Annotated in this window: 23 protein-coding genes and 4 pseudogenes; 19 read left to right on the top strand and 8 right to left on the bottom strand. The window is 35.1% G+C overall.

What is annotated here, in order from left to right:
- Positions 1-667 precede the first annotated feature (667 nt).
- The 3 genes from COE25_RS29795 to COE25_RS29785 all read left to right on the top strand — a co-directional run bounded on the left by COE25_RS29795 (position 668) and on the right by COE25_RS29785 (position 2,349).
- The gene (locus COE25_RS29795) at positions 668-1,024 is read left to right on the top strand and encodes a DUF2019 domain-containing protein (protein ID WP_180247664.1); all 357 of its coding nucleotides are present in this window, start codon (positions 668-670) and stop codon (positions 1,022-1,024) included.
- 222 nt (positions 1,025-1,246) lie between these two features.
- Positions 1,247-1,789 (top strand): SMI1/KNR4 family protein, encoded by a 543-nt coding sequence (locus COE25_RS29790; protein ID WP_098935211.1) that lies wholly within the window; start codon positions 1,247-1,249, stop codon positions 1,787-1,789.
- 101 nt (positions 1,790-1,890) lie between these two features.
- Positions 1,891-2,349, top strand: coding sequence for a hypothetical protein (locus COE25_RS29785; protein ID WP_088090429.1), 459 nt, complete (start codon positions 1,891-1,893; stop codon positions 2,347-2,349).
- A 399-nt stretch (positions 2,350-2,748) separates the two neighbouring features.
- Here COE25_RS29785 and COE25_RS29780 read toward each other — a convergent pair whose 3' ends face one another.
- On the bottom strand, positions 2,749-3,438 hold the full coding sequence (locus tag COE25_RS29780) for a trimeric intracellular cation channel family protein (protein WP_088087307.1): 690 nt from the start codon (positions 3,436-3,438) through the stop codon (positions 2,749-2,751).
- A gap of 386 nt (positions 3,439-3,824) precedes the next feature.
- On the opposite strand from COE25_RS29780, the gene COE25_RS29775 reads away from it, so the two are divergent.
- Complete coding sequence (locus tag COE25_RS29775; protein WP_088087308.1) at positions 3,825-4,169, top strand: Na-translocating system protein MpsC family protein; 345 nt, start codon at positions 3,825-3,827, stop codon at positions 4,167-4,169.
- A 560-nt stretch (positions 4,170-4,729) separates the two neighbouring features.
- Here COE25_RS29775 and COE25_RS31175 read toward each other — a convergent pair.
- Positions 4,730-4,966, bottom strand: a complete 237-nt coding sequence (locus COE25_RS31175) for a hypothetical protein (protein ID WP_098935210.1) — start codon at positions 4,964-4,966, stop codon at positions 4,730-4,732.
- A 34-nt stretch (positions 4,967-5,000) separates the two neighbouring features.
- On the opposite strand from COE25_RS31175, the pseudogene COE25_RS29765 reads away from it, so the two are divergent.
- The 5 genes and pseudogenes from COE25_RS29765 to COE25_RS29745 all read left to right on the top strand — a co-directional run.
- A pseudogene (locus COE25_RS29765) lies at positions 5,001-5,354 on the top strand (DUF4230 domain-containing protein); the annotation flags it as partial.
- A 124-nt stretch (positions 5,355-5,478) separates the two neighbouring features.
- On the top strand, positions 5,479-5,985 hold the full coding sequence (locus COE25_RS29760; RefSeq protein ID WP_098935208.1) for a GNAT family N-acetyltransferase: 507 nt from the start codon (positions 5,479-5,481) through the stop codon (positions 5,983-5,985).
- A gap of 248 nt (positions 5,986-6,233) precedes the next feature.
- Positions 6,234-6,860: a DUF421 domain-containing protein gene (locus COE25_RS29755; RefSeq protein WP_168241957.1), complete on the top strand. Its 627-nt coding sequence runs from the start codon at positions 6,234-6,236 to the stop codon at positions 6,858-6,860.
- A gap of 265 nt (positions 6,861-7,125) precedes the next feature.
- A complete protein-coding gene (locus COE25_RS29750; protein ID WP_098935206.1) occupies positions 7,126-8,145 on the top strand; it encodes a DUF3231 family protein in 1,020 nt (339 codons plus the stop codon).
- 667 nt (positions 8,146-8,812) lie between these two features.
- Positions 8,813-9,805 carry a DUF3231 family protein gene (locus tag COE25_RS29745; RefSeq protein ID WP_098935205.1) on the top strand — a complete coding sequence of 331 codons (993 nt, stop codon included), beginning with the start codon at positions 8,813-8,815 and terminating at the stop codon, positions 9,803-9,805.
- Between the two features lie 394 nt (positions 9,806-10,199).
- On the opposite strand, the gene COE25_RS29740 is transcribed toward COE25_RS29745, so the two are convergent.
- The 4 genes from COE25_RS29740 to COE25_RS29725 all read right to left on the bottom strand — a co-directional run bounded on the left by COE25_RS29740 (position 10,200) and on the right by COE25_RS29725 (position 12,165).
- The gene (locus tag COE25_RS29740) at positions 10,200-10,670 is read right to left on the bottom strand and encodes a DinB family protein (protein ID WP_098935204.1); all 471 of its coding nucleotides are present in this window, start codon (positions 10,668-10,670) and stop codon (positions 10,200-10,202) included.
- A 154-nt stretch (positions 10,671-10,824) separates the two neighbouring features.
- A complete protein-coding gene (locus COE25_RS29735; protein WP_142354536.1) occupies positions 10,825-11,352 on the bottom strand; it encodes a permease in 528 nt (175 codons plus the stop codon).
- Positions 11,349-11,831, bottom strand: a complete 483-nt coding sequence (locus COE25_RS29730; RefSeq protein ID WP_098935202.1) for a hypothetical protein — start codon at positions 11,829-11,831, stop codon at positions 11,349-11,351. Before COE25_RS29730 ends, COE25_RS29735 begins: the two co-directional genes overlap by 4 nt.
- Entirely contained in the window at positions 11,824-12,165 is a 342-nt protein-coding gene (locus COE25_RS29725) for a PadR family transcriptional regulator (RefSeq protein ID WP_098935201.1), read from the bottom strand. The genes COE25_RS29730 and COE25_RS29725 overlap by 8 nt, the downstream gene beginning before the upstream one ends.
- A 131-nt stretch (positions 12,166-12,296) precedes the next feature.
- On the opposite strand from COE25_RS29725, the pseudogene COE25_RS31170 reads away from it, so the two are divergent.
- The 8 genes and pseudogenes from COE25_RS31170 to COE25_RS29690 all read left to right on the top strand — a co-directional run.
- Positions 12,297-12,407 (top strand): annotated as a pseudogene (locus COE25_RS31170) (TetR-like C-terminal domain-containing protein); the annotation flags it as partial.
- Between the two features lie 305 nt (positions 12,408-12,712).
- Positions 12,713-13,177 (top strand): CBO0543 family protein, encoded by a 465-nt coding sequence (locus tag COE25_RS32050; protein ID WP_088087471.1) that lies wholly within the window; start codon positions 12,713-12,715, stop codon positions 13,175-13,177.
- A gap of 811 nt (positions 13,178-13,988) precedes the next feature.
- Positions 13,989-14,309: a PadR family transcriptional regulator gene (locus tag COE25_RS29715; RefSeq protein ID WP_016131412.1), complete on the top strand. Its 321-nt coding sequence runs from the start codon at positions 13,989-13,991 to the stop codon at positions 14,307-14,309.
- A gap of 72 nt (positions 14,310-14,381) precedes the next feature.
- Entirely contained in the window at positions 14,382-14,723 is a 342-nt protein-coding gene (locus tag COE25_RS29710) for a DUF1048 domain-containing protein (RefSeq protein WP_098935200.1), read from the top strand.
- 172 nt (positions 14,724-14,895) lie between these two features.
- Entirely contained in the window at positions 14,896-15,657 is a 762-nt protein-coding gene (locus COE25_RS29705) for an ABC transporter ATP-binding protein (protein WP_098935199.1), read from the top strand.
- Positions 15,658-16,407 (top strand): ABC transporter permease, encoded by a 750-nt coding sequence (locus COE25_RS29700; RefSeq protein ID WP_098935198.1) that lies wholly within the window; start codon positions 15,658-15,660, stop codon positions 16,405-16,407.
- Positions 16,408-16,846: 439 nt separating this feature from the next.
- Positions 16,847-17,080, top strand: coding sequence for a cyclase (locus COE25_RS29695; protein WP_088087475.1), 234 nt, complete (start codon positions 16,847-16,849; stop codon positions 17,078-17,080).
- A 213-nt stretch (positions 17,081-17,293) separates the two neighbouring features.
- Entirely contained in the window at positions 17,294-17,872 is a 579-nt protein-coding gene (locus COE25_RS29690) for a hypothetical protein (protein ID WP_098935197.1), read from the top strand.
- A gap of 169 nt (positions 17,873-18,041) precedes the next feature.
- On the opposite strand, the pseudogene COE25_RS29685 reads toward COE25_RS29690, so the two are convergent.
- Positions 18,042-18,911 (bottom strand): annotated as a pseudogene (locus tag COE25_RS29685) (IS110 family RNA-guided transposase); the annotation flags it as partial.
- Between the two features lie 5 nt (positions 18,912-18,916).
- On the opposite strand from COE25_RS29685, the pseudogene COE25_RS29680 reads away from it, so the two are divergent.
- A pseudogene (locus COE25_RS29680) lies at positions 18,917-19,420 on the top strand (IS110 family RNA-guided transposase); the annotation flags it as partial.
- Positions 19,421-19,646: 226 nt separating this feature from the next.
- Here COE25_RS29680 and COE25_RS29675 read toward each other — a convergent pair.
- Entirely contained in the window at positions 19,647-19,859 is a 213-nt protein-coding gene (locus tag COE25_RS29675; protein WP_035445640.1) for a hypothetical protein, read from the bottom strand.
- A 256-nt stretch (positions 19,860-20,115) separates the two neighbouring features.
- On the opposite strand from COE25_RS29675, the gene COE25_RS29670 reads away from it, so the two are divergent.
- A complete protein-coding gene (locus tag COE25_RS29670) occupies positions 20,116-20,325 on the top strand; it encodes a hypothetical protein (protein ID WP_098935196.1) in 210 nt (69 codons plus the stop codon).
- Positions 20,326-20,467: the final 142 nt, after the last annotated feature.

Here is a 20,467-nt window from a genome sequence, read left to right as displayed (position 1 = left end):
GCCTTACCTATCTGTATAAATAAGGGTACTCGTATATTAAAACACAAAAAAACCCTCCAATCACTTGGGAGATGACGAGGTTTTTTTTATTTACACGCAATCAAAAAATATTCGTTAATTTTTATTCATCTTTATGTGTAATTAACTATAAAAAAAGTGCTGATAAAGCCAATACCTATAATAAAAGAAATAAACGGCAAATCACGGTCAGATGACTTTTTAAATATAATGACCGCTAAAACAAACGAAAAAACGGTACCAATAAGTAAAATTCTATTTACCCACATAAGTAAGATACTATCTAACCACAGCAAAAAAATTTCTCCTTCTATTTTGATTATGATAATCCAATAAAAAAGTTAATCTCTAATTTGATCAGCGGATATTGCTTCCTCTAGAACTACAGTTATGGCTTAATAATTACATTATAAAAGCAATTTTTTAAGTTCTGATGAATTTTATGTAAACGTTTTTTTAAGTTTTACCCCTATTGTGAAGTAAAGATAATAATAACTCGTTGAAGAATAAGGGAGTTGATAGAGGCTTCTTCATAACCGTCTAAGTTATAGTCATTTTTGGTTATTGTACTAAAGTGGCAGGATTGTTTAATAAAGATAGTGAATTAGGTAATAAGTAAATAGAATTAAGTTCGTTGGAGAGTGTGTCTGTGGAAATTAATGCTTTGGTAGAAAAATGTATAAAATCAGCAATTGAATATGGGGTAGCTGCATTTGAAGTTGTCGAAAATTCAAGAAAGACAAATCGATTATACGATAAGAATTTCAAAAACTTTAAAACATTAAAAAGTCTTGGAAGCAATGGGATCGGTGAATTAGAAAAGTTGCTTGAACACTCAAATGACTATGTTAAATATTGTTCTGCCACGCATTTACTTTCGGTAAAGGAAGAAAAGGCGAAAGATGTACTAAAACGTTTAGTCAGTAAACCTCAACTTTTTGGATTTGATGTTGAAATGTTAATAATTGAGTGGGATAAAGGTAATTTAAAAGAGTATCTTAACTAGGTGTTATTGTACTAACGGGGGCTTGAGTGAAAGAATGATTTCCATCAATGATCGCTGCGGCGGTCATTTTTTCTTGTTGTGCTAACGGGGTAGGTTAGTTAAAGAAGAAATGCTTTATTTTATTGAATAAATAGAGGGTTTTTAATAATAAATATCGAAAACATTCATAGTTAATTTGAATGTAGTATGACAAAGTAATCCGAAAGTATCATGGAGGAAGAGATGAAGAAAGTAATAAACATGATTAATCCAATTTCGAAAGTGGCTGGAGTGTCATTACTTGAATTGAAAAAAACAGAAAAAGCACTTGGTGCTATTTTTCCAGATGAATACAAGGAACTTTTTTTAGAAACGAATGGAGCAAAATTTGGTGATTGGGCTTTGTTCCCTATTCAAACTAATGAACAAACAGCATTAACAATTGATATTGTAAAACAAAATCGGGAATTCAGACCAAATAATGTCCAAAGTGAATTGATGTGTATTGGTGAAAATATCAATGGTGATAAGCTTTGCTACCGAATTAGAAAAAGATTTATGCAGGAACAAATCTATGTTTGGTATGCTAAAACTGAGAAAAGCGATTGTAGAGCATTAACATTAAAAGAATTTATAGATAGGAATGTACCTAAAGTAAATACTAATAAGCCTAATAAACTTGGCACTTTTATGGTTGAAAGTGGAAAGCTAATTGTTACTGCTTTAAACTTTCACTGTCTGTATAGCAGACAGTTTTTATTTTTAGCAGCGGTTTACTACAGTTAGTTATGAAAATAAACAAGGGTAAAGCCTTTTTTCTTGTTCCACTAACGGTGCAGGATAATTGAACAATGATAAGAGAAAACTAGTTAAAAAAGGACATTTTTATGTTTGGGCTTATTATAGCTGTTATCCTTTTTAATTTAATTGCTTTTATAACTAACAACCGTCTTACTAAAAATCAAATTGTTCATATTTGGGCATTTACCATTATTTCTCAGGGACTTGCTGATTTGTATATTGACCACAAATACCAAGGTTATTGGTACTTTACAAAAGGTGTTGATTGGGCATCTTTACCTACCCTTACAATGCTTATACCACCTGTAAATATGATGTTTTTGAATTGGTATCCATTTAACTCTCCATTATTAAAAAGAATTCTTTATTATATTTATTGGTTAGTATTTATGTTGATTTATGAAGTAATAGCATTACTTCCAGAACCTTGGGGATTCTTCAATTATGGGTGGTGGAAATTGGAGTATTCTATTCTTGTTGACCCTATTTTGTTAGTTATTTTACTGAATTATTATAAGTGGATTTGTAAGATTGAAAAAAGTTAACGAACGGGTGCAAGAGTTGAAGATCAGGGCTGTCATTATGGTAGCCTTTTCTTATTCGACTAACGGAGCAGTTTAGTTGAAGAGTGGTTTTTAACTCTTTTTCAGCACTAGAGGCAGATAGTTTAGAATTAATTTAGCTTCAATTGCCGTGAACCGTACCAAAGTAAATGAGGTTTTTAACTAAAAAATTACTCTTATAAAATTAAAAAGATGGAAATCAGCTGAACATGGTTTTTGCTGCTCGCATCCATTGATGAAGTAAAATTTCGAAAGTCTAAGCTGATTGTCGCCGGATAAATTTTTCTTTAGTGCGTTATTATAGCCCAAGTAGGATGACTACTGGGCCTAAATCTTTTTATGATTTTTAAAGCTTAAATAGTTAAGTGATATTGATAAGAATTAGGCTGGTAAATCTTTATTTGCTTTTTTCATAGATGGCTTTTCTATGGATTTCCTACCTAGAGAAATACGTATCTGTGTTTTCCTACCCTTTTTATGATTGCAGGGCAGGTGGAGCCGCCACTGATAACGAATAGCAGACATGCGTAAAGCTATAACAATAAGGACAATCAGCGTCAACTGAATGGGGGTGCTCCAACCCAGCCAAATACATATGGCACATAAAATTGTTAAAATCGCATGAATTTCTTCCTTTAAAGCAAGGGGTTTTCGGGCAGCGATGATGTCACGAATCATACCCCCTCCAACGCCGGTAAACATCGACGCCAAGACCATTACGCCCAAATCATTAGAAAAAACCTCTTGGGCTGACATTGCTCCTTGAAGAGCGAAGGAAGCAAGACCAATGGAATCAAAAAATAAACTCCACCGCTTCCAATGATTAATCCACTTTAGCGGTAATAATACGATGAATGTCAGCGTCATTAAAACCGTTAAAATGATGGAATGGTCCCAAAGCTCTGAAACAGGGACACCTATAATCAAATTTCGTACGAGCCCTCCCCCAAATGCTGTGGTTAAACCCAATGCGTAAACCCCAACAAAGGAATATTCTACTTCAAGGGCTACAAAAGCCCCGCTTGCTGCATATGAAATAATTCCGATAAAATGAAGGACCATCCAAGACATTCCTTTAAAATACCTCCTGATATAAATAATTTATTTTCCTAATCTCTTCAGACGCAAATACGAAGGTTGGAATATACCTTGCAAGAGAGAAAAACATCATTTTCCATTTTTAAACAAAAAACTCCACCACAAGAAATCATCTCAACAGACGACATTTTGTGGTGGAGTAATCAATTAGCATTGCCTACTAATAAATCATTCCATTGGGAATAATAAATAGAGTTCTAACAAAAAGTTTTATTAGTGCTCCATCATTAAATTTGTCTAAATTTTGTCCAACTGCATTGATTATACTCCTCTCAAGCAGAAAAACAAGAAAAATTTAGGACTGGTTGAATTTTTTATAGACTGTGTTGTATAGTATCGAGTTGTTAGGAGGAGAGAGCATGGGGAAAAAGGAAACAGCGTTTAATGATATTGTACGGAAAATGCGAAAAGAGATTTTTGGAAAGGGACCGGAGCGAATTTTTACTCACTTCGTGGATAATATGGCTATCACAACCATGTATGGTATTCTAACTCCGACAGAAAAATTTATTGCACAATCCCAAGAGGGTAAAAAAGTAATTCATAGTGCCCGAACCGAAATGATTCGGGATATATATAAGCAGAAAATACCTGAAGGAATGGAGGAGATCGTAGGTTCAAAGCTACTTCATTTATTTTCGGATGCAAAGATTGAAGAGGATATGGCTGTATCAGTTTTTATTTTTGAAAAAACGATTGAGTAATAACCAAGGGGATTTTTTGCAAATAAAACAGAGCATCATTCAAAACGCTGAAAAACAATTATTTTAGATGATACTATTTGTTTATAGGTGTTTATTCTATTAATTTGAAAAACCTCATTTAGATATGTCACGGGGAACCGTATCATAAGTAAATGAGGTTTTTAGTCTGAAGCATTGATATCACTTGCCTAGGGCATTTTTATAGGCGAAAATACCGTACCATAAGTAATAGTGCATTTTCAAAATATGTTTTCCTAAAATTAGGAGCAAATTTGAGAATAGACATATATTTGCTCATTGTGAATGATTGGTAGAATTCGAATAGATACAACAAAAAATGTCGAATTAAAGTATAATAGATTTATGAAAAATTGTTAGTTCGTGTTGGTACAGAATCTCATTTTACTAAAATGAAGGTTGAGTATGGGGGGGAGACTTATGAACGAAGAAGGCAAAATATCCAAAAGTGATCTAGATTATATTATTAATCAGCTGAAACAAACTCAAAAGGAAACAGCTGCCACTTTAGCAGTACAACCAGCTTGACTTATTCATCGGCATCAAAAATTACAATTGTTTAAATCTTGGATTTGGAGAATTGTAATAGGGGTTATCGTTAGTCTAGTCATTTTATTTGCAGTTTTATTTGCAGGGACTGTTAATTTTAACAAAGGAGAAACATTAAAAAGTGCATCAGTCATTGAGAGCATCCAAAAATTATCTACTTTGGCAACGGCACAAGCACATATCAAAACTATTTTATCTAAAGAAGATAATAAATTATTTGGCAAAAGCATCTAATTTGATTTTCCTGGGTCAAAAAGGACGTTATTTTTGGTCGTTCCTGGAGAAGTGACTGCAGGTGTTGACTTGAAGAATTTGACTAAAAAGAGCATCACTTTGGATACCAACACGAAGGCGATTCATATCACTTTGCCGCATGCCACCATTGTCCAAGCACCGTCTATCGACTTAAAGGACATTCAAACCTTTTCAAGTGAAGGCATGTTTCGTAGTGATGTCAATTGGGAGGAAGGGTTTCAACTGGAAGATCTTGCTAAACAAAACATAAAAAAGGATGCCATTCAGTCCGGTCTTTTAAAAACTGCTGAAGATAATGCCCGCCTTGCCCTACAAGATTTTTTTAAAAATCTAGGTTATACCGTAACTGTTACTTTCAAATAATCGGTTGCAGCCGGGGGCAAGAGTTCAAGATGGATCGCTGCGGCGGTCTTTTTTGCTTTTTGTGCTAACGGGCAGGTTAACAGAATAAGTTTGTTAAATGTAAAATAGTAAATGAGGTGATTAAATGAATATAAGAAAAGCTGTTTTATTAGATGTTACTGGTGTAGCAAAAGTACACGTTGATAGTTGGAAAACCACATATGAAAAACTTATCCCCGATGAATACATAAGTAAGTTGACTTATGAAAAAAGGGCAAAACTTTGGGAAGAAGTTATTCCAAATGGTAATGTCTTTGTGGCTGAAGATGATAATGGTCAAATCATTGGTTTTGCAGACGGCGGTAGAGAAAGAACAGGAGATTATAAAGAATATAAAGGGGAAATGTATTCAATTTATATTTTAAAAAGTTATCAGGGGCAAGGGATTGGAAAACGACTAATTAAAGCAGTGGTTAATGAGATAATAAAACAAGATTTAAATTCAATGATTGTATGGGTGTTGAAGGATAATATTTCCTGCACTTTTTATGAAAAAATGGGTGGGAAGGTAGTAGATTGTAAAACGGTTAATTTCTCTGGTAAAGAATTAACTGAGTTAGCCTATGGATGGAAAGATATTAGGTCGCTTTAATAATTGATTCTTCTTTAACTATTGGGTGCAAGAGTTAAAGAACAAACAGGATTGCTGCGGCAATCCTTTGTTATTGAACTAATGGGCAGTTTAGTTGAAGTAGAAACTAAGTTATTCGCCTTAATTCTTCCTCTAAGAAACACCTATACATAAATTTTTTGTTATTATCTAGTTTTTAAAGCTATCTACATATTTGGTATGCATTTAACAAATAATAACAAAAAAATTTTAAAGGAATGAGAGAAATTATGGATTTTTTGGACGATCTACCTACCTTACCTTATATATTTAAGGCATTGTTAATTTTTTTGGCTGCAATTATGCTTTTGCGTATCGCAGGAAAAAGATCGCTTGCAGAAACGACAGTATCGGAAGCAGTGTTGAGGATTTCGATTGGTGCTGTACTAATCCAACCTTTAGCATTAAGAAATGAATGGGAAGCAATATATGCTGGAACTTTGCTTATTATAGGAGTTGTATTATTGGCGAAAATACAAATATGGATACCAAAATCCAGAAAGTTTATTAATGGAGTACCATCAGTACTAATTAATGATGGACAGATGAAATTAGAAGAGCTAAAAAAAGCAAGACTAACAACAGATGAGCTACAGAGTTCACTTCGCCTAAAAAACATTGGCAATGTCGAAGATGTAGAATTGGCGGTATTAGAGTCCAATGGTAAAATATCGACTACCCTAAAGCCAAACAAAGCACCTGCAACCAAAGAAGATATTAAAAAAATTTTGGATATCTTAGCTCAAAATGGTATTCGTCCCTCATCACAAGATCAGTCCGAAGCGAAAACGCCACCATTATTTCAAGAAGCTTATGACGAGGGAGACATAGTGGACTATAAGCCTCAGATACATTAAATAAGCTATCTTTTTTGTCGCTAGTACGACTCATACTTAAGCATTTGTTCTTCAACTAAATTGTGCAGGAGTTAAAGATAAAGGTCGCTTCGGCGATCTTTTTTTGTTGAACTAACGTAAGCAGGTTAGTTGAAGAAAGGGCAGTATAAGAAATAGTATGATCCTTTAGCCGTGCTGATTTTGCACATTTGGGTAATGTAACTAACACATACTATAGGGGATTTATGGGGAAGGTATTTTTAGTATTTCTTTTTGGAGGTTATCTATGGAGGAAAAGGGAACCCAAATCAGGCTAACAGCGGGTGAGATTTCTCAACTCTGGCTTCAATACCTAAATGATAGTTCTAGCAAATGTATTCTTTCGTATTTTTTAGAAAAAGCCGAGGATGAAGAAATTAAGCCTATCATTCAATTCGCTTTAGAGTTATCTATGTCACATATCCAAAAAATTACAGCCATTTTAACGGAGGAAAAAAATGTAGCTCCATATGGTTTTAGTATAAAAGAGGATGTAGACTTAACTGCTCCTCGACTTTATTCTGACAGTTTTGTACTTAATTTTATAAACCAAATGTCTAAAATTGGACTTACCGCATATGCTGCGAGCGTAGCAACATCTGTAAGGGATGACATTAAAACTTATTATATGGATTGCCTTACCGAAACAATGGAATTGAATAAAAAATCAACCGATTTATTATTATCTAAAGGATTGTTTATTAGATCCCCTAACTTACCTAATTTAGAGAAGGTTGAATTTGTGAAAAAGCAATGGTTTATGTTAGATGTGTTTGGCGAGAAAAGACCACTAACAGCAGCTGAAGTAGATAATATATTTGCCAATCTCCAAAGAAACGCTTTGGGAGTTGCGGCTCTTACTGGATTTAGTCAGGTTGCACAAGATAAGGATGTAAAACAATTCTTTTTAAAAGGATTAGAAATTGGGAATAAACATATTCAATTATTTAGAGGTAAGTTAGAGGAAAGTAAACTCCCGTCACCTATGGGGTGGGATTCAGAAATAACAAATAGTACAACGTATACGTTTTCTGATAAACTTATGATGTTCTACACATCTGGTTTGATTACTTTGAGTATAGGGTATTACGGTACAGCTGTCAGTCAAAGTCCAAGAGCTGATATTAGTGCAATGTATAACAGGCTATCCTTAGAAGTGCAGATGTATGCTGAAGATGGAGCTAACATTATGATAAAAAATGGATGGTTGGAACAACCTCCTATGGCATCCGATAGAGATGAATTAATAAGGAAAAAGAATCAATAATAAAAACGATATTTAAAGTCCTTCTGTATAAGCATAAGGACTTTTTTAATATCATTTGGTTTTTGATCTTCCTCTGATATATTGTGAAGAGTTTCACTTAATCTAATGGGTGCGGTTCTTCAATAGCGAGGGATCGCTTTTTCCTTCTTCAAGTAACGGGGCAGTTTTGTTTAAAAGTATTGTAAAAAAAAGTTAAATTTGTAATATAATATAAGTGATTCGTTGGTTAGTTTGGAGGTGTTATGATGATTTGGATTTATATATTTACACCTATCATTATATTGGTTGGAATAGCCATTTATTTTGACAAAAAATCTGGGCTGATAAGTTAGAGGAATATCCACCAGAAAATCCTTTCGGACCCAATAATTTTTGACCTTAAAATGATTCAAATACAACTTTTCAAAGACATTGTGAAGGATTGTACTTAAAGTAACGGGTGCTTGAGTTAAAGATGAATTGCCGCAGCAATTCTGTTATTTGTTGTACTTACGGTGCAGGTTAGTTGAACAATCGTCAATAGCTTTTTTGCAATAAAGCTCCAAATATTTTTTCTATGCTTAATTAACTTCCAACAAGCCATTCATAGAAACATTGAATTTTTCGCATAATGTAATAAAGGGGATTATATTAAAACGAAGTTCATTATTTGGAAGGAGAAGGGGCAATGAATAACAAGCATGAGGTCGGTTTTACATCAACAGAGATTGGGGCGCTATGGTCAACTTATATTAGTGATAGTATGAACGTTTGTTTATCGAAATATTTCTTAAAACACCTTAAAGATGAAGAATTAAGACCATTACTTTCTGAATCTTTGAATACCACTCAAACCTATCTTGAAGAGAATAAGAACATGTTTATTCAAGAAAAGTTCCCTGTTCCAAGGGGATATACGGAGGAGGATGTAAACTTATCTGCACCCCCTTTATTTTCCGATCCTATTTCACTTAGTTATTTATACGGTATGTGCAAGATTGCGATTATGAATGATGGCATGTTGTTGACAAGTGTAGCCCGTGAAGACGTACGCTTGTTTTTTTCAAAACGTATAACGTCTTTTATAGAGTTTTATAATCAGTCAGTCCAGATGATGCTTACAAAAGGAATTTATGATCGGCCTCAATTTATTCCCTATCCAGATCGCATCGAATTCGTAAAAGAAAAGGGAACTATTTTATCTAAATGGTTTGAACCCAGTCGGTCATTAAATGTTTTAGAATTAACTGATATATTTTTCAATAGTGAACGTAACCTTCTTGGCAAAACTTTTTTAACGGCATTTATTCAGATTGTCAAAGATGAAAACATCAAAAATTATCTAATTCGAGGAAAGAAACTGGCCCAAAAGCAAATAGAGTTTTTAAACGATACTCTAACTAAAGATGATCTTCCAGAAAACTCAATGATCAATGCTACAGTATCTTTATCGACCGTGTCCCCCTTTTCAGATCGATTCATTCTGGGGATGATTACATTGGCTAATTCAACCGCCATTACCTATATCGGCCACGCAATTTCCACAGCATCGAGAATCGATTTGGCCACGCAATACTCCAAATTTCTTATAGAGATCATGATTTACGGTAAAGATGGAATAGAAATGTTGATTGAACGAGAATGGATGGAAGAACCTCCTCATACACTCAATCGAAAATAGATTGCTAAGAAATAAAAAAATTAGGTGTCTGTACTCATTCACTTGAACGGAAAGAATAAGGTATATCTCTTGAAGAAATAATCCCTATACATATGATCATTTCTGATATATCTTTATTCATTTATTTGGCGCTTTTCTTTAGTAAGAAGGCGTCTTTTTGATATGCCTCTACACATTAAGGGATTAGACTTTGTTATGGTAAAAAAAGATTGTGATGATTTTCACTTAAACTAATGGGTGCGTTTCTACAATAAGTGGAGACGCATTTTTATTTTTGCACTAACGAAACAGGGTTAGTTCAAGAACATAACTTGGAAATTGTCTAACTTACATGTCCTAAAAAAACGTTCGAATTAAAAAGGTGCATCACAATTGTGTTGCACCAATGTAAAAGCTAATCCCAGATACGAATTCTTGGAACCCCAGCTGTTCTTAAATAATCCAATAACTGACCAGTATGAACTGATTCATGATAGGCAACACGTAACAGCATGTCACCTAAATCTCTTATGTACCCTGAATCAGAGCGGTCAATCTTTATATTTGCCAAGTCGTCTTCAGTAAAGGACTTGATTGTATCTATGAACTCATTTCGATAAGGTTCTGCAAATTCTAATTCTGCTTTTACAGAAGTGAATGGTCTATTTTCGAAAGGGGAATCAAAAACGGATAAACTCCCTTTATTTTTAATTGCCAGGTGGTAATAATACTCGCTTTCCAGTACGTGTCTAATCATTTCTATGCAATTCATTGCTTCATCATCTGGCTTCCATTGGAGTTTTTCTTTAGGAATTGATGTCCAAACCTTTATGCTTCTTCTTCTAACTTCATTAAAGTTTAAAATAATTAAATCAATTGAGTTCAAAAATAATTCCTCCTTCGATAGGCATATCATAATTATACACGAATGAATGTTCGTATCGAACTAAGGGAGTTGAAGAAGAGAATAAAAAAGAGGATTCAGTACATACTGTATCTCTAATCTTTAATTGAGGGATTAAAGACTTATTGATCTAAATCTAAAATTCTTTAGTAATATCATACTTTAACAATTGTCGATGGTCATAAAATTTCTCAAAAATAATACCCATTAAATAGAAAAATAATAAACCAAAACAAATGTGAATGAGTGTAAATTTAACTCCAAATGAAGCAAATTCATATACAATAACTGGTAATTTTGCAGTTGTCCAAACTCCTAAAAAAAATACAATATATCGCATACTTGCTCCTTTTTTTAATAAAAGTGCCGCAATTGGAAAGGCTACGTAGAGGGGACCAGCTGCAATTACTCCTAATAATAGGGAGAACAAAATGCCATAGATGCCGGATTTCCTCCCCATATATCTAATTAGTGTTTCTTTCTCCACCCATTTGTCAAGCAAACCTACGAATATTAAGACAGGTGGGAGTAGAAACAGCATATCTAAAATGCTTTTTCCTGTTAATTGAAACGCATTCCATCCCACCGATTGGTTTATATAAGTAAGGATTATGAGCCCAAATAATAAAATGAAAAAGAAACGATATCTTTTTAATTCATTCATCCCATCACCACCCATATAATATATGAAAATATTAGAGACATTAAAACTGCAGATGCGTTGCGAGAATACGCAAAACTTCGCCCAAATATCTTTTGTTCCATAGGTAAAGTTGTGATTCCTACTGACATTAATGTAGACATTAATACAGCTACTTGAGGGAGTCCTGCACCATTTTGGACTAATGTTTGTCCAAGAGGAAATACAACAAAGCTTGGAACTAGTGCAATAGATCCAATTAATGCTGAATAAACAATACCTGTCAATCCAGATTTTTCTCCGATGATTGAAGAAATTAAGGATGGAGTTAATATAGATAGTGATAGTCCAATGAAAAGCATAATTGATAACATGTCAGGTATTATATTACGAAAGCTTTTCCATGACTTTAATAGAGCATCTCTTGTTTTATTTCGATCTTTTATAAATGAAATACTAAGAAGAATAATAGCCATAGCGTAAAGGATAGCACCACTAATCATGATTAGACTCCTTCCATTCTTTGTATTTATTTAAGAAAAATGATAAGTTCTTCATTTTTTCTTCGATATCTATTTGAAAATCTTCTAATTTTCTTTTTCCAACCGTAGTAATTTTGTACATTTTTATCAGCTTATCTTGATCAGATGTGTCCAAATAAGACTCAACAGCACCTTCTTTCTCTAATGTTTTTAATGTGCGATAAAGAATGGCACTATCAATTGGATTGGTGGGAAGCTCTTCTTCACATTTCTGCAGAAGTTTCCCTCCATAGCTATCTCCCTCTGTTAAAAACAGCAGAAGAAATGCACCTGTATGTCTCCCTGTATGTTTCATGAAATATATAACCTCCTAATTTAAGTGTAAAATTTTTTCGGCAACAACTTACTGTTAATAACAGTATACTGTCATCGACAGTAATATGCCACTGACAGTATGTCCTTTTTTTAAAAAATTTTGTTCAATTTTTTAGCTCAGCTTCCGAAGGGTTAGTTGAAAGGTGGCTTATTAATGGAATGACAGTTCCACCTCGTGTGATTGCAGAACAAGTGGGGATATTGTTTAAGAGGAATCTATAGTTATCTCCTATGAAATAAACTCCCTTATAATTTAGAATGACAGAAATAAATTGATGGTTTAACAATTTTGACTTTCACTGATTTAATAAAGTATTAAAATGTGAAGGATTGCACTTAAACTACCGGGTGCGTTAGTTTAACAAGCTAAAGGCAGCAATTATTATCAATATCTGGGTCTTCCGCAATCGGGTGCTTTTCCGGAAAGCGTCTTTTTTAATGGGTTTTATGCAATTGATAAAATCTTTGATCTTTACTTTGGTTATACTCATTGATAATCAAAGTAAAGATAGGGGGCTATTTTATCTATGGAAAGAATAATATTGTGGTCACTGCTCATAATCGGGATCACCCTATTGTTTTCTAGTTTAAGAAAACCACCAATCAAAAATTGGATTTTAATTTTTTCATTGTCCTCTTGTTTTTCAACGTTTTTTGGTGTTCTTGTTGTAGAAGAGAAGATGCTCGAATATCCAGTGAGATTTTTAAGTAACTATTTTAGTTCCAGCCTTCTTTATGAATATCTTCTATTTCCAGTTGTTTGTATTTACTTTTATCAAACGACTTATCGTTCAAGATATCTCAACATTGTTCTACAATGTATTTTGTACACCACTGTTTTAACGATAATTGAGTTTTTTTTTGAAAGATATACCGAATTAATTAAATACCATACATGGACATGGATATACACATTTATAAGCACCTTTCTTTTAATGATGTTTATCCGTTTCCTTATGCAATTGATAAACAGGAAGGAAAGATATATTTAAGGAATCTCCATTGCAAGGTTTACCATTTCTTTATCTATCTATTGCTTTTCTTTTAATAACTAAGAGCCATTTTTGCTCTTTCGCATTTTTCAATATTCCGCACTCGGGCGCATTACTTCAATAAGGAGTAAAGCCTTTTCTTGTTCCACTAACTGGGCAGTTTAGTTAAATAAGGAGGATATGTTTTTTAATATGGAGAAAATATATTTAGCTTTATTTCTTAGAGGGAGTAAAGCTTTTAATTTATAATAAATCCAGTAAAGACATAAGAGGTATATACTAATGAACAGCAAATTTCTAGATCTATTCGGTGGGTTCATTGAAACAGAAGACGGCTTTTTACTTAACAAAGTTAATGAGCTAGAAGTGAATAAGATAATCGAAAAATAATGGAGGGATAGAATTTCCATATTCACATGTACAGCTGCTGGATGGGAATGATCCACGGTGAAATCATTGTGAAAGAAGCATAGGAGGAAGTAAAAGCTCGATAAAGAAAAATGGCTGTATCCAATGGGGATAGCTGGTTTTAGAAATATTTAGAAAATCCAGTTGACAGTCCCTCTACTAGGTGTTACGATATACTTGTAATAAGTAACACTGGATACCGATACCACTGAATAGTGAGGTTACAAAAATATTTTAAGAAAAACAGTTGACACCCCCTACTACTAAGTGTTACGGTATACCTGTAATAAGCAATACTTAATAGCGCGATTTCCCAAAAGCTATTAAGTGAAAATTTTATTTAGTACTAAGTTATACTGAATATAAGTCAGACAAAATAGAGGAGGTAAAGGAGGTTCTGAACATGGAAAATTTAACTGAAATGCTGAAGGGTTCGCTGGAAGGCTGCGTGCTGGAAATCATCAGCCGTCATGAAACCTATGGCTACGAGATTACCCGCCGCCTAAACGAGCTCGGGTTTACCGAAGTCGTGGAAGGGACGGTCTACACCATTCTCGTACGATTAGAAAAGAAAAAACTTGTGAACATAGAAAAAAAACCGTCAGATATGGGGCCGCCCCGCAAGTTTTACTCACTTAATGAGGCTGGCCGCCAGGAACTTGAATTGTTTTGGAAAAAATGGGATTTTGTATCATCAAAAATCAATGTCTTAAAGTCAATCTAGCTTCATAAGATATTCCGTCCGATATTTTTGGAGTGTCTTGTTCAGTTATATAAAAAAAGGAGGAAAAATAACATGTTGGAAATGTTCAAAAAAATGATTGGTGATAAAAAAGAGTATAAGATGATGCTGGCACGGGTTGAAGCCCTGCCAGAGGACTACCAGTTTGTATTTAAGAAAATTCAAAACTACATGTGGAATTTCTCAGCGGGCAACGGGATGGATATGCTGCACATGCAGTATGAATTAATCGAGTTGTTCGAAACTGGTGCGGCGGAAGGCAGACAAGTGCTGGAAATCACTGGGGACGACGTGGCGTCCTTTGCCGACGAACTAGTGGCAAACGCTAAAACCTATTTCGAGAAGTATCGTGAAGATTTGAATCAGAGTATCATGAAGCGATTTGGAAAAAAATAAATTCAATAGATCATACCGACTGATTAGCTGGTTACAAATGTGAATTGCGGCCTTCGCTATTCAGTTATATTTTTAACCTGGTAATAAGTAATACTGATTATCAGTCAGACTAAATAGAAGAGTATAGGCAATCTAGCTCCGCAAAGACGTTTTTTATAAGGAGGAAAATAGTATGAACAATGCAGCGATTTCTGTAAAAGGGTTAAAAAAATCCTTTAAAGACAAGGAAATCTTAAAGGGGGTGGATTTTGAGGTCCGGCGTGGCGAAATTTTCGCACTGCTGGGCTCAAATGGAGCGGGCAAGACGACGACAGTCAACATCCTCTCTACGCTGATGAAGCCCGATGGCGGCAAAGTAGGCATTTGCGGCTTTGACGTCCAGCGTCAACCGGATCATGTTCGCCAGAGCATCAGCCTGACAGGGCAGTTTGCAGCTTTAGACGGCATGCTCACCGGGCGGGAAAACCTGATGATGATCGCCAAGTTGCGGGGAGTTTCCAATCCCGCTCAAGTCACCGACAATCTGCTTGCAAGATTCAGCCTGACCGATGCGGCCAACCGCCGGGCGGACAAATATTCCGGCGGGATGAAGCGCCGGCTTGACATCGCCATGAGCCTGATCGGGACGCCAGCAGTCATTTTTCTCGACGAACCGACGACAGGGCTTGACCCCGAAGCGCGGATTGAAGTCTGGGATACCGTCAAGGAGCTTGCCGGCGGCGGCACGACCATCTTGCTGACGACCCAGTACCTGGAGGAAGCCGAACAACTGGCGGACCGTATCGCCATCCTGCATGGCGGAAAAATCATCACGACCGGTACCCTTACCGAACTCAAAGAGATGTTCCCGCCAGCGAAAGTGGAGTACATCGAGAAGCAGCCGACACTGGAGGAAATTTTCCTCGCGATCATCGGCAAAAAGGAGGAGATGTAAATGAAAAGCAAAACAGGGGTATTACTAGGGCGTTTAATGCGCAACATCATGCGCAGCCCGGATACGATTATCACGGTGGCGATTACGCCGATTATGATGCTGCTGCTGTTTGTCTACGTATTTGGCGGCGCCATAGAGACAGGCACGGACAACTACGTCAATTATTTATTGCCGGGAATCTTGCTGATGGCTATCGCATCCGGCGTCGCTTACACTTCCGTGCGGCTGTTTACGGATGTAAAGAGCGGGCTGATGGCGCGTTTCATTACCATGCCCATCAAGCGCTCGTCGGTATTGTGGGCTCACGTGTTGACCTCGCTTGTTTCCAATGCACTTACTATCGTGGTGGTTATCCTCGTCGCTCTCTTGATGGGCTTCCGTTCCAGCGCTGATATCCTGGATTGGCTCGCGGTAGCTGGGATACTCGGGCTGTTTACGCTGGCGCTGACATGGTTGGCGATCATTCCCGGATTGACAGCGAGGTCTATGGAAGGGGCGACAGCCTACTCGTACCCGCTGATTTTCCTGCCGTTTATCAGTTCGGCCTTTGTCCCCACCGAAACCATGCCTAAAATTGTCCGTGCGTTCGCTGAGAACCAACCCGTGACTTCAATCGTGAATGCGATTCGTGCACTCTTGTATGAAGGGTCTGTTGGCAACGGTATCTGGATCGCGCTTGCCTGGTGCGTCGGCATCATGGTCATCGCTTACTTCTTCGCCAGTAAACAATTTAAACGCCAGTTAGGGTAAGTACACCATCGGTTCGGTGTCTCGTGGCAACTAAATCTTCCGAAATTCCGAAATAAAATATATGTTTGGAAAATGCACTGAAAAATTTTCCCTGCATTAATTATTTGTCATGTTCTCAGGGTAACTATTGTCGATATAACACCTTCATGTTATTCAACAATCGGGCGCAATTCTGGAATAAGAATTGTGCTTTTTTTTTATTGGACCATTTTATGAAATAGGACTTTTAAACAAAAATGGACTTAAAAATGTTTTATTAGTGTGAGATTGTGAAGAAATGTATTTAAATTAAAGGGTGCAAGAATTGAAGAAGGGTTTGCTGCGGCGATCCCTTTTTCTTGTTGTTCTAACGGTCAGGTTAGTTCAGGAGGTTATTGTTTCATTCAATTAGAATATGAATATAATAATCAACCCAAAACTAACATAAGGTGGATTCAAAATGGATAAAAGAGTTCAATTCGACTTTGAAATCGAGTTTACTAATGGTGGTGGAATACAAGGGCAGGATTTTCGTCTTGATATTGTTGGAGATGACATTTCTGACGAAGAGTTAGCTAAGTATATCGTAGAGGATATGAGGTTACTAATGGTTGGTGGAGTTAGGATACTTAACAAAAAAATAATTAATGAAAAACATAAGCGAATACCTGCTGATGAGAAATCTGAGCAATAACCTCAAGCAAAATGTAAGAGAGAATCAAAAGTTCTTTTCGAACTGGAAAATTGAAAAGGGTTTAAGATTAAGCTGCCATTATGGTGGCTTTTCTTGTTCAACTAACGAAGCAGGTTAGTTGAAGAGAAAAATAATAATTTAAAACCTAAATTACTTAAGTTAATATTAACTTACAGTTTGAGAATTCATTTTGAAAGGAAATCAATAATTTCTATGAATGAAACAAAACAGCAAGGCGAAACAACTGAAAAAAAGAGCATTTTGAAAATATTGTTTGGCGACTTACCTTTTCAAGAGTTATTAGAAATAAATACTAAATTAAATTATTTCGATAAAACCATCAATATTTCTTGGTATGTAGTTTTAATTGCTTCATTTATTAATTCTTTTATTTTTGATCAATCTGTATCAAAATTAATTTACATGATTATTACTATTCCTGTTTTGATATTGATATCACTTAGTCTTATCATTCTTTTTCGCAAGGACTTTGGTGTACACCGTTTTATTTGTTTAGGCTGTACGGCTTTTATGATGCTTTTATTAAACCAATGGATTGATCTATATCCATTCATTAAGCAAGATTATATAACGATTGAAGGAATTCCGAATAAGGTGGAAAAACATGCACCTAGGTACGGAAAAGGATATTGGGAAGTAGTTATTGATGATGTTAAATTAACTCTCCCTTCAAAACTTAAGGAGAAACAAATGAAAAGTGGTATAGAAATACAGTATCTACCTAAATCCAAATTTATTATAGAATATAAAACAAAGGATATATATAAATGAAAATCCTATTAATTCTAATTACCTTATGCAACTAAACCAGCTAATAGTTTGTCAACATTTTTCAATAAAAACTAATAATATTTCATGCTATACTAAATATGTGCATGCCAAATAACCTTCCTTATTTATACTTTTGGAAGGTTTTGTGTTATTTAAATATATTTTTCATTTATACTAAATCTTGGAAAGTTGTATTACTTTTTAAAAGTGCATATATCCATTGTAAGAGCTTATTAGCACATGCTATTACAGCTACTTTATAGGGCTTTCCTTCCTCACGTTTCTTATCATAGAACTCACGTAACCTCTTATTACGCGGGATGATATTATCAGTCGTTTTCTTTTTGCGACAATCACGAATGGCACATCGTACAGCCATATATAGGGCATGCCGTAATCTACTTGATCCTCTTTTGGTTATCCTGTTAACCGTTCCTTTGAATCTACCAGATTCAAAGATACTTGGGTCAATTCCTGCAATTGCCACGAGCTTTTTTAGGTGATTAAACCGATCAATGTCACCAATTTCAGAAATAATCGTTGCCGCGATTTTTTCTCCGATACCTGGGATTGATTGGATAATCTTATATTCTTCAATTTCTTTTGCCAAAGCATCTATCTCGTCTTCAAGCTTAGATAGGTGCTTTTGGTATTCTAGAAGCATCTTTATATACATTTCTAGGGTTAGAATATGGCTCTGATACAGGGTTTTCTGAAAGGGATTTTGAGCTGCGGCAGCTATAAGTTCCTTTGCCTTTGTATTCGCCCATTTACTAGAACGACTTTTACATAGTTCGTCAATCTTAGTGGCTAATAATGTTTCTTCACTAGCTGTTAAGACATCTTCAGAAGTAGGATATTCTAATAAAGTAAGTAAAGAAACCACTGAATATAAGTCCCCAAAAACTCCTCGATATTCAGGGAAAACTTGATCAAGCACTGCTTGAAATTGAAGTTTCGTTTGTACATAAATACCTGTTATATTTTCGTGTTGTCTTGTTAGATTACGAAGGTTTAAGAGTTGAATCCCACGTTTTTCAAGGCGTGTATGAAAGTCAATTGTTTAGTTTGGATATGTATATTACTATGCTGCTTCAATACCAGGACCACCTATCCAACTTGGAGACGCAGATAGATGACCTGGCTGAAGAAATTGAAGAATGTAAGATTATCCAATCAATTCCCGGAATAGGAGAAAAAATCGCTGCAACGATTATTTCCGAAATCGGTGAAATTGATCGGTTTAATCACCCTAAAAAACTTGTGGCATACGCTGGAATAGATCCAAGTGTCCATTCATCAGGTAAATTTACCGCAACAATTAATCATATTACCAAACGAGGTTCAAGCCGCTTAAGACACGCTTTGTATATGGCTGTTCTTTGTGGAATTAGAAGCTCAAGAAACAAAAAGCTGAAAGAGTATTATGACCGAAAAAGAAATGAAGGAAAGCCTTCAAAAGTGGCTATGATAGCTTGTGTAAATAAACTATTACACTGGATTTATGCAATACTAAAAAGTAATGAGCAATTCCTAGATTTGGCTTAATCCACAAGAAAACACAGCTAAAGAAAAACCTTCCAAATAATAGATGGAGGGTTATTTGGCGTGTCGTTTTATAGTATATCACGACGGATTCTTATTTTTAATAAAAAACTATTGACTCCTATTAGCTGGTTTAGTTGAAGAAAGCCACTGATTTTTATCAGTGGCTTTTTTGTTTGTTTAATGGAATACCTTTACGATGAACTATTTATTCAATCATGGCGGAATTCTAGTTACTTAATTCCATTAATAATTCGTGGACAATGTGTTGTTCAAAATCCTTTGGCTTATCCAATAGTATCCCTCTTCTTGACGCAGCTGCAATTATTAGTCCTAATTCATAGTACATATTTTTAGAAACTAATCCTTTTGAAATCATTTTCTTCACTTCATAATAAAATTGAATCAAAAAATCACTTGGTAATTTTTCATACAAAGACATTTTTGAAAACACCCACTATTCCTACTGTTATAATAGGAATAATATCAATTAAAACTGAAATTGAAAAGAGTTTTTCGCCAGATTCATAAATTTGTCATTTTATTACAGATGCGTTTGACAATATTGCTTTAATCTTGTTGAAGTCACGAAGCAGTTTAGTGGAAGAAGCATTAAGATATTTTTGTTATAATATGGATAAAAGTTGGTAGTGCAGGCTACTGGTTAATTTAAAAGACTTTATTAAAGGAGGTCCACAATGGAGGTAATTTTTGCAAGTGTGTTTTCAGCTATCATAATATTTATTACTGTCTTTTTTATGATGAAGGTATTCATTATCGCCTTTAAGAGGTATGATTTATCACTTCGGAAATGCATTATTTTTTCTACTTCTTCAATTGTAATTGGTTTATTAGTGGCAAGCGTTTTACCCTATGCTTATCAAAAAATATTTGATTACATTAACTAACTTCTTCTTTAAGAAAGTCGTTCCTAATCGAGGTATTTCATAGATTATAAATCAACACTTAAGCTAACGGGTGCGGTTCTTCAATAGCGAGGGATCGCTTTTTCCTTCTTCAAGTAACGGAGCAGTTTAGCATTCCTGTAGA

The organism is Bacillus sp. AFS031507, from assembly GCF_002584635.1.
GTDB lineage: Bacteria > Bacillota > Bacilli > Bacillales > Cytobacillaceae > Neobacillus.
Note: the sequence above shows the minus strand (reverse complement) of the source record. Positions and strands in the feature narration are given on the sequence as shown.

What these genes read in the sequence shown, in the direction of transcription:
- COE25_RS29785 (WP_088090429.1), top strand. Translation starts at nt 1,891, where the DNA reads ATGTTTGGGCTTATTATAGCTGTTATCCTTTTTAATTTAATTGCTTTT.
- COE25_RS29705 (WP_098935199.1), top strand. Translation starts at nt 14,896, where the DNA reads ATGAACAATGCAGCGATTTCTGTAAAAGGGTTAAAAAAATCCTTTAAA.
- COE25_RS29700 (WP_098935198.1), top strand. Translation starts at nt 15,658, where the DNA reads ATGAAAAGCAAAACAGGGGTATTACTAGGGCGTTTAATGCGCAACATC.
- COE25_RS29715 (WP_016131412.1), top strand. Translation starts at nt 13,989, where the DNA reads ATGGAAAATTTAACTGAAATGCTGAAGGGTTCGCTGGAAGGCTGCGTG.
- COE25_RS29670 (WP_098935196.1), top strand. Translation starts at nt 20,116, where the DNA reads ATGGAGGTAATTTTTGCAAGTGTGTTTTCAGCTATCATAATATTTATT.
- COE25_RS29760 (WP_098935208.1), top strand. Translation starts at nt 5,479, where the DNA reads ATGAATATAAGAAAAGCTGTTTTATTAGATGTTACTGGTGTAGCAAAA.
- COE25_RS29710 (WP_098935200.1), top strand. Translation starts at nt 14,382, where the DNA reads ATGTTGGAAATGTTCAAAAAAATGATTGGTGATAAAAAAGAGTATAAG.
- COE25_RS29750 (WP_098935206.1), top strand. Translation starts at nt 7,126, where the DNA reads ATGGAGGAAAAGGGAACCCAAATCAGGCTAACAGCGGGTGAGATTTCT.
- COE25_RS29675 (WP_035445640.1), bottom strand. Translation starts at nt 19,859, where the DNA reads ATGTCTTTGTATGAAAAATTACCAAGTGATTTTTTGATTCAATTTTAT.
- COE25_RS29690 (WP_098935197.1), top strand. Translation starts at nt 17,294, where the DNA reads ATGAATGAAACAAAACAGCAAGGCGAAACAACTGAAAAAAAGAGCATT.
- COE25_RS29695 (WP_088087475.1), top strand. Translation starts at nt 16,847, where the DNA reads ATGGATAAAAGAGTTCAATTCGACTTTGAAATCGAGTTTACTAATGGT.
- COE25_RS32050 (WP_088087471.1), top strand. Translation starts at nt 12,713, where the DNA reads ATGGAAAGAATAATATTGTGGTCACTGCTCATAATCGGGATCACCCTA.
- COE25_RS29735 (WP_142354536.1), bottom strand. Translation starts at nt 11,352, where the DNA reads ATGAATGAATTAAAAAGATATCGTTTCTTTTTCATTTTATTATTTGGG.
- COE25_RS29790 (WP_098935211.1), top strand. Translation starts at nt 1,247, where the DNA reads ATGAAGAAAGTAATAAACATGATTAATCCAATTTCGAAAGTGGCTGGA.
- COE25_RS31175 (WP_098935210.1), bottom strand. Translation starts at nt 4,966, where the DNA reads ATGCTTTTGCCAAATAATTTATTATCTTCTTTAGATAAAATAGTTTTG.
- COE25_RS29755 (WP_168241957.1), top strand. Translation starts at nt 6,234, where the DNA reads ATGGATTTTTTGGACGATCTACCTACCTTACCTTATATATTTAAGGCA.
- COE25_RS29745 (WP_098935205.1), top strand. Translation starts at nt 8,813, where the DNA reads ATGAATAACAAGCATGAGGTCGGTTTTACATCAACAGAGATTGGGGCG.
- COE25_RS29725 (WP_098935201.1), bottom strand. Translation starts at nt 12,165, where the DNA reads ATGAAACATACAGGGAGACATACAGGTGCATTTCTTCTGCTGTTTTTA.
- COE25_RS29775 (WP_088087308.1), top strand. Translation starts at nt 3,825, where the DNA reads ATGGGGAAAAAGGAAACAGCGTTTAATGATATTGTACGGAAAATGCGA.
- COE25_RS29730 (WP_098935202.1), bottom strand. Translation starts at nt 11,831, where the DNA reads ATGATTAGTGGTGCTATCCTTTACGCTATGGCTATTATTCTTCTTAGT.
- COE25_RS29780 (WP_088087307.1), bottom strand. Translation starts at nt 3,438, where the DNA reads ATGTCTTGGATGGTCCTTCATTTTATCGGAATTATTTCATATGCAGCA.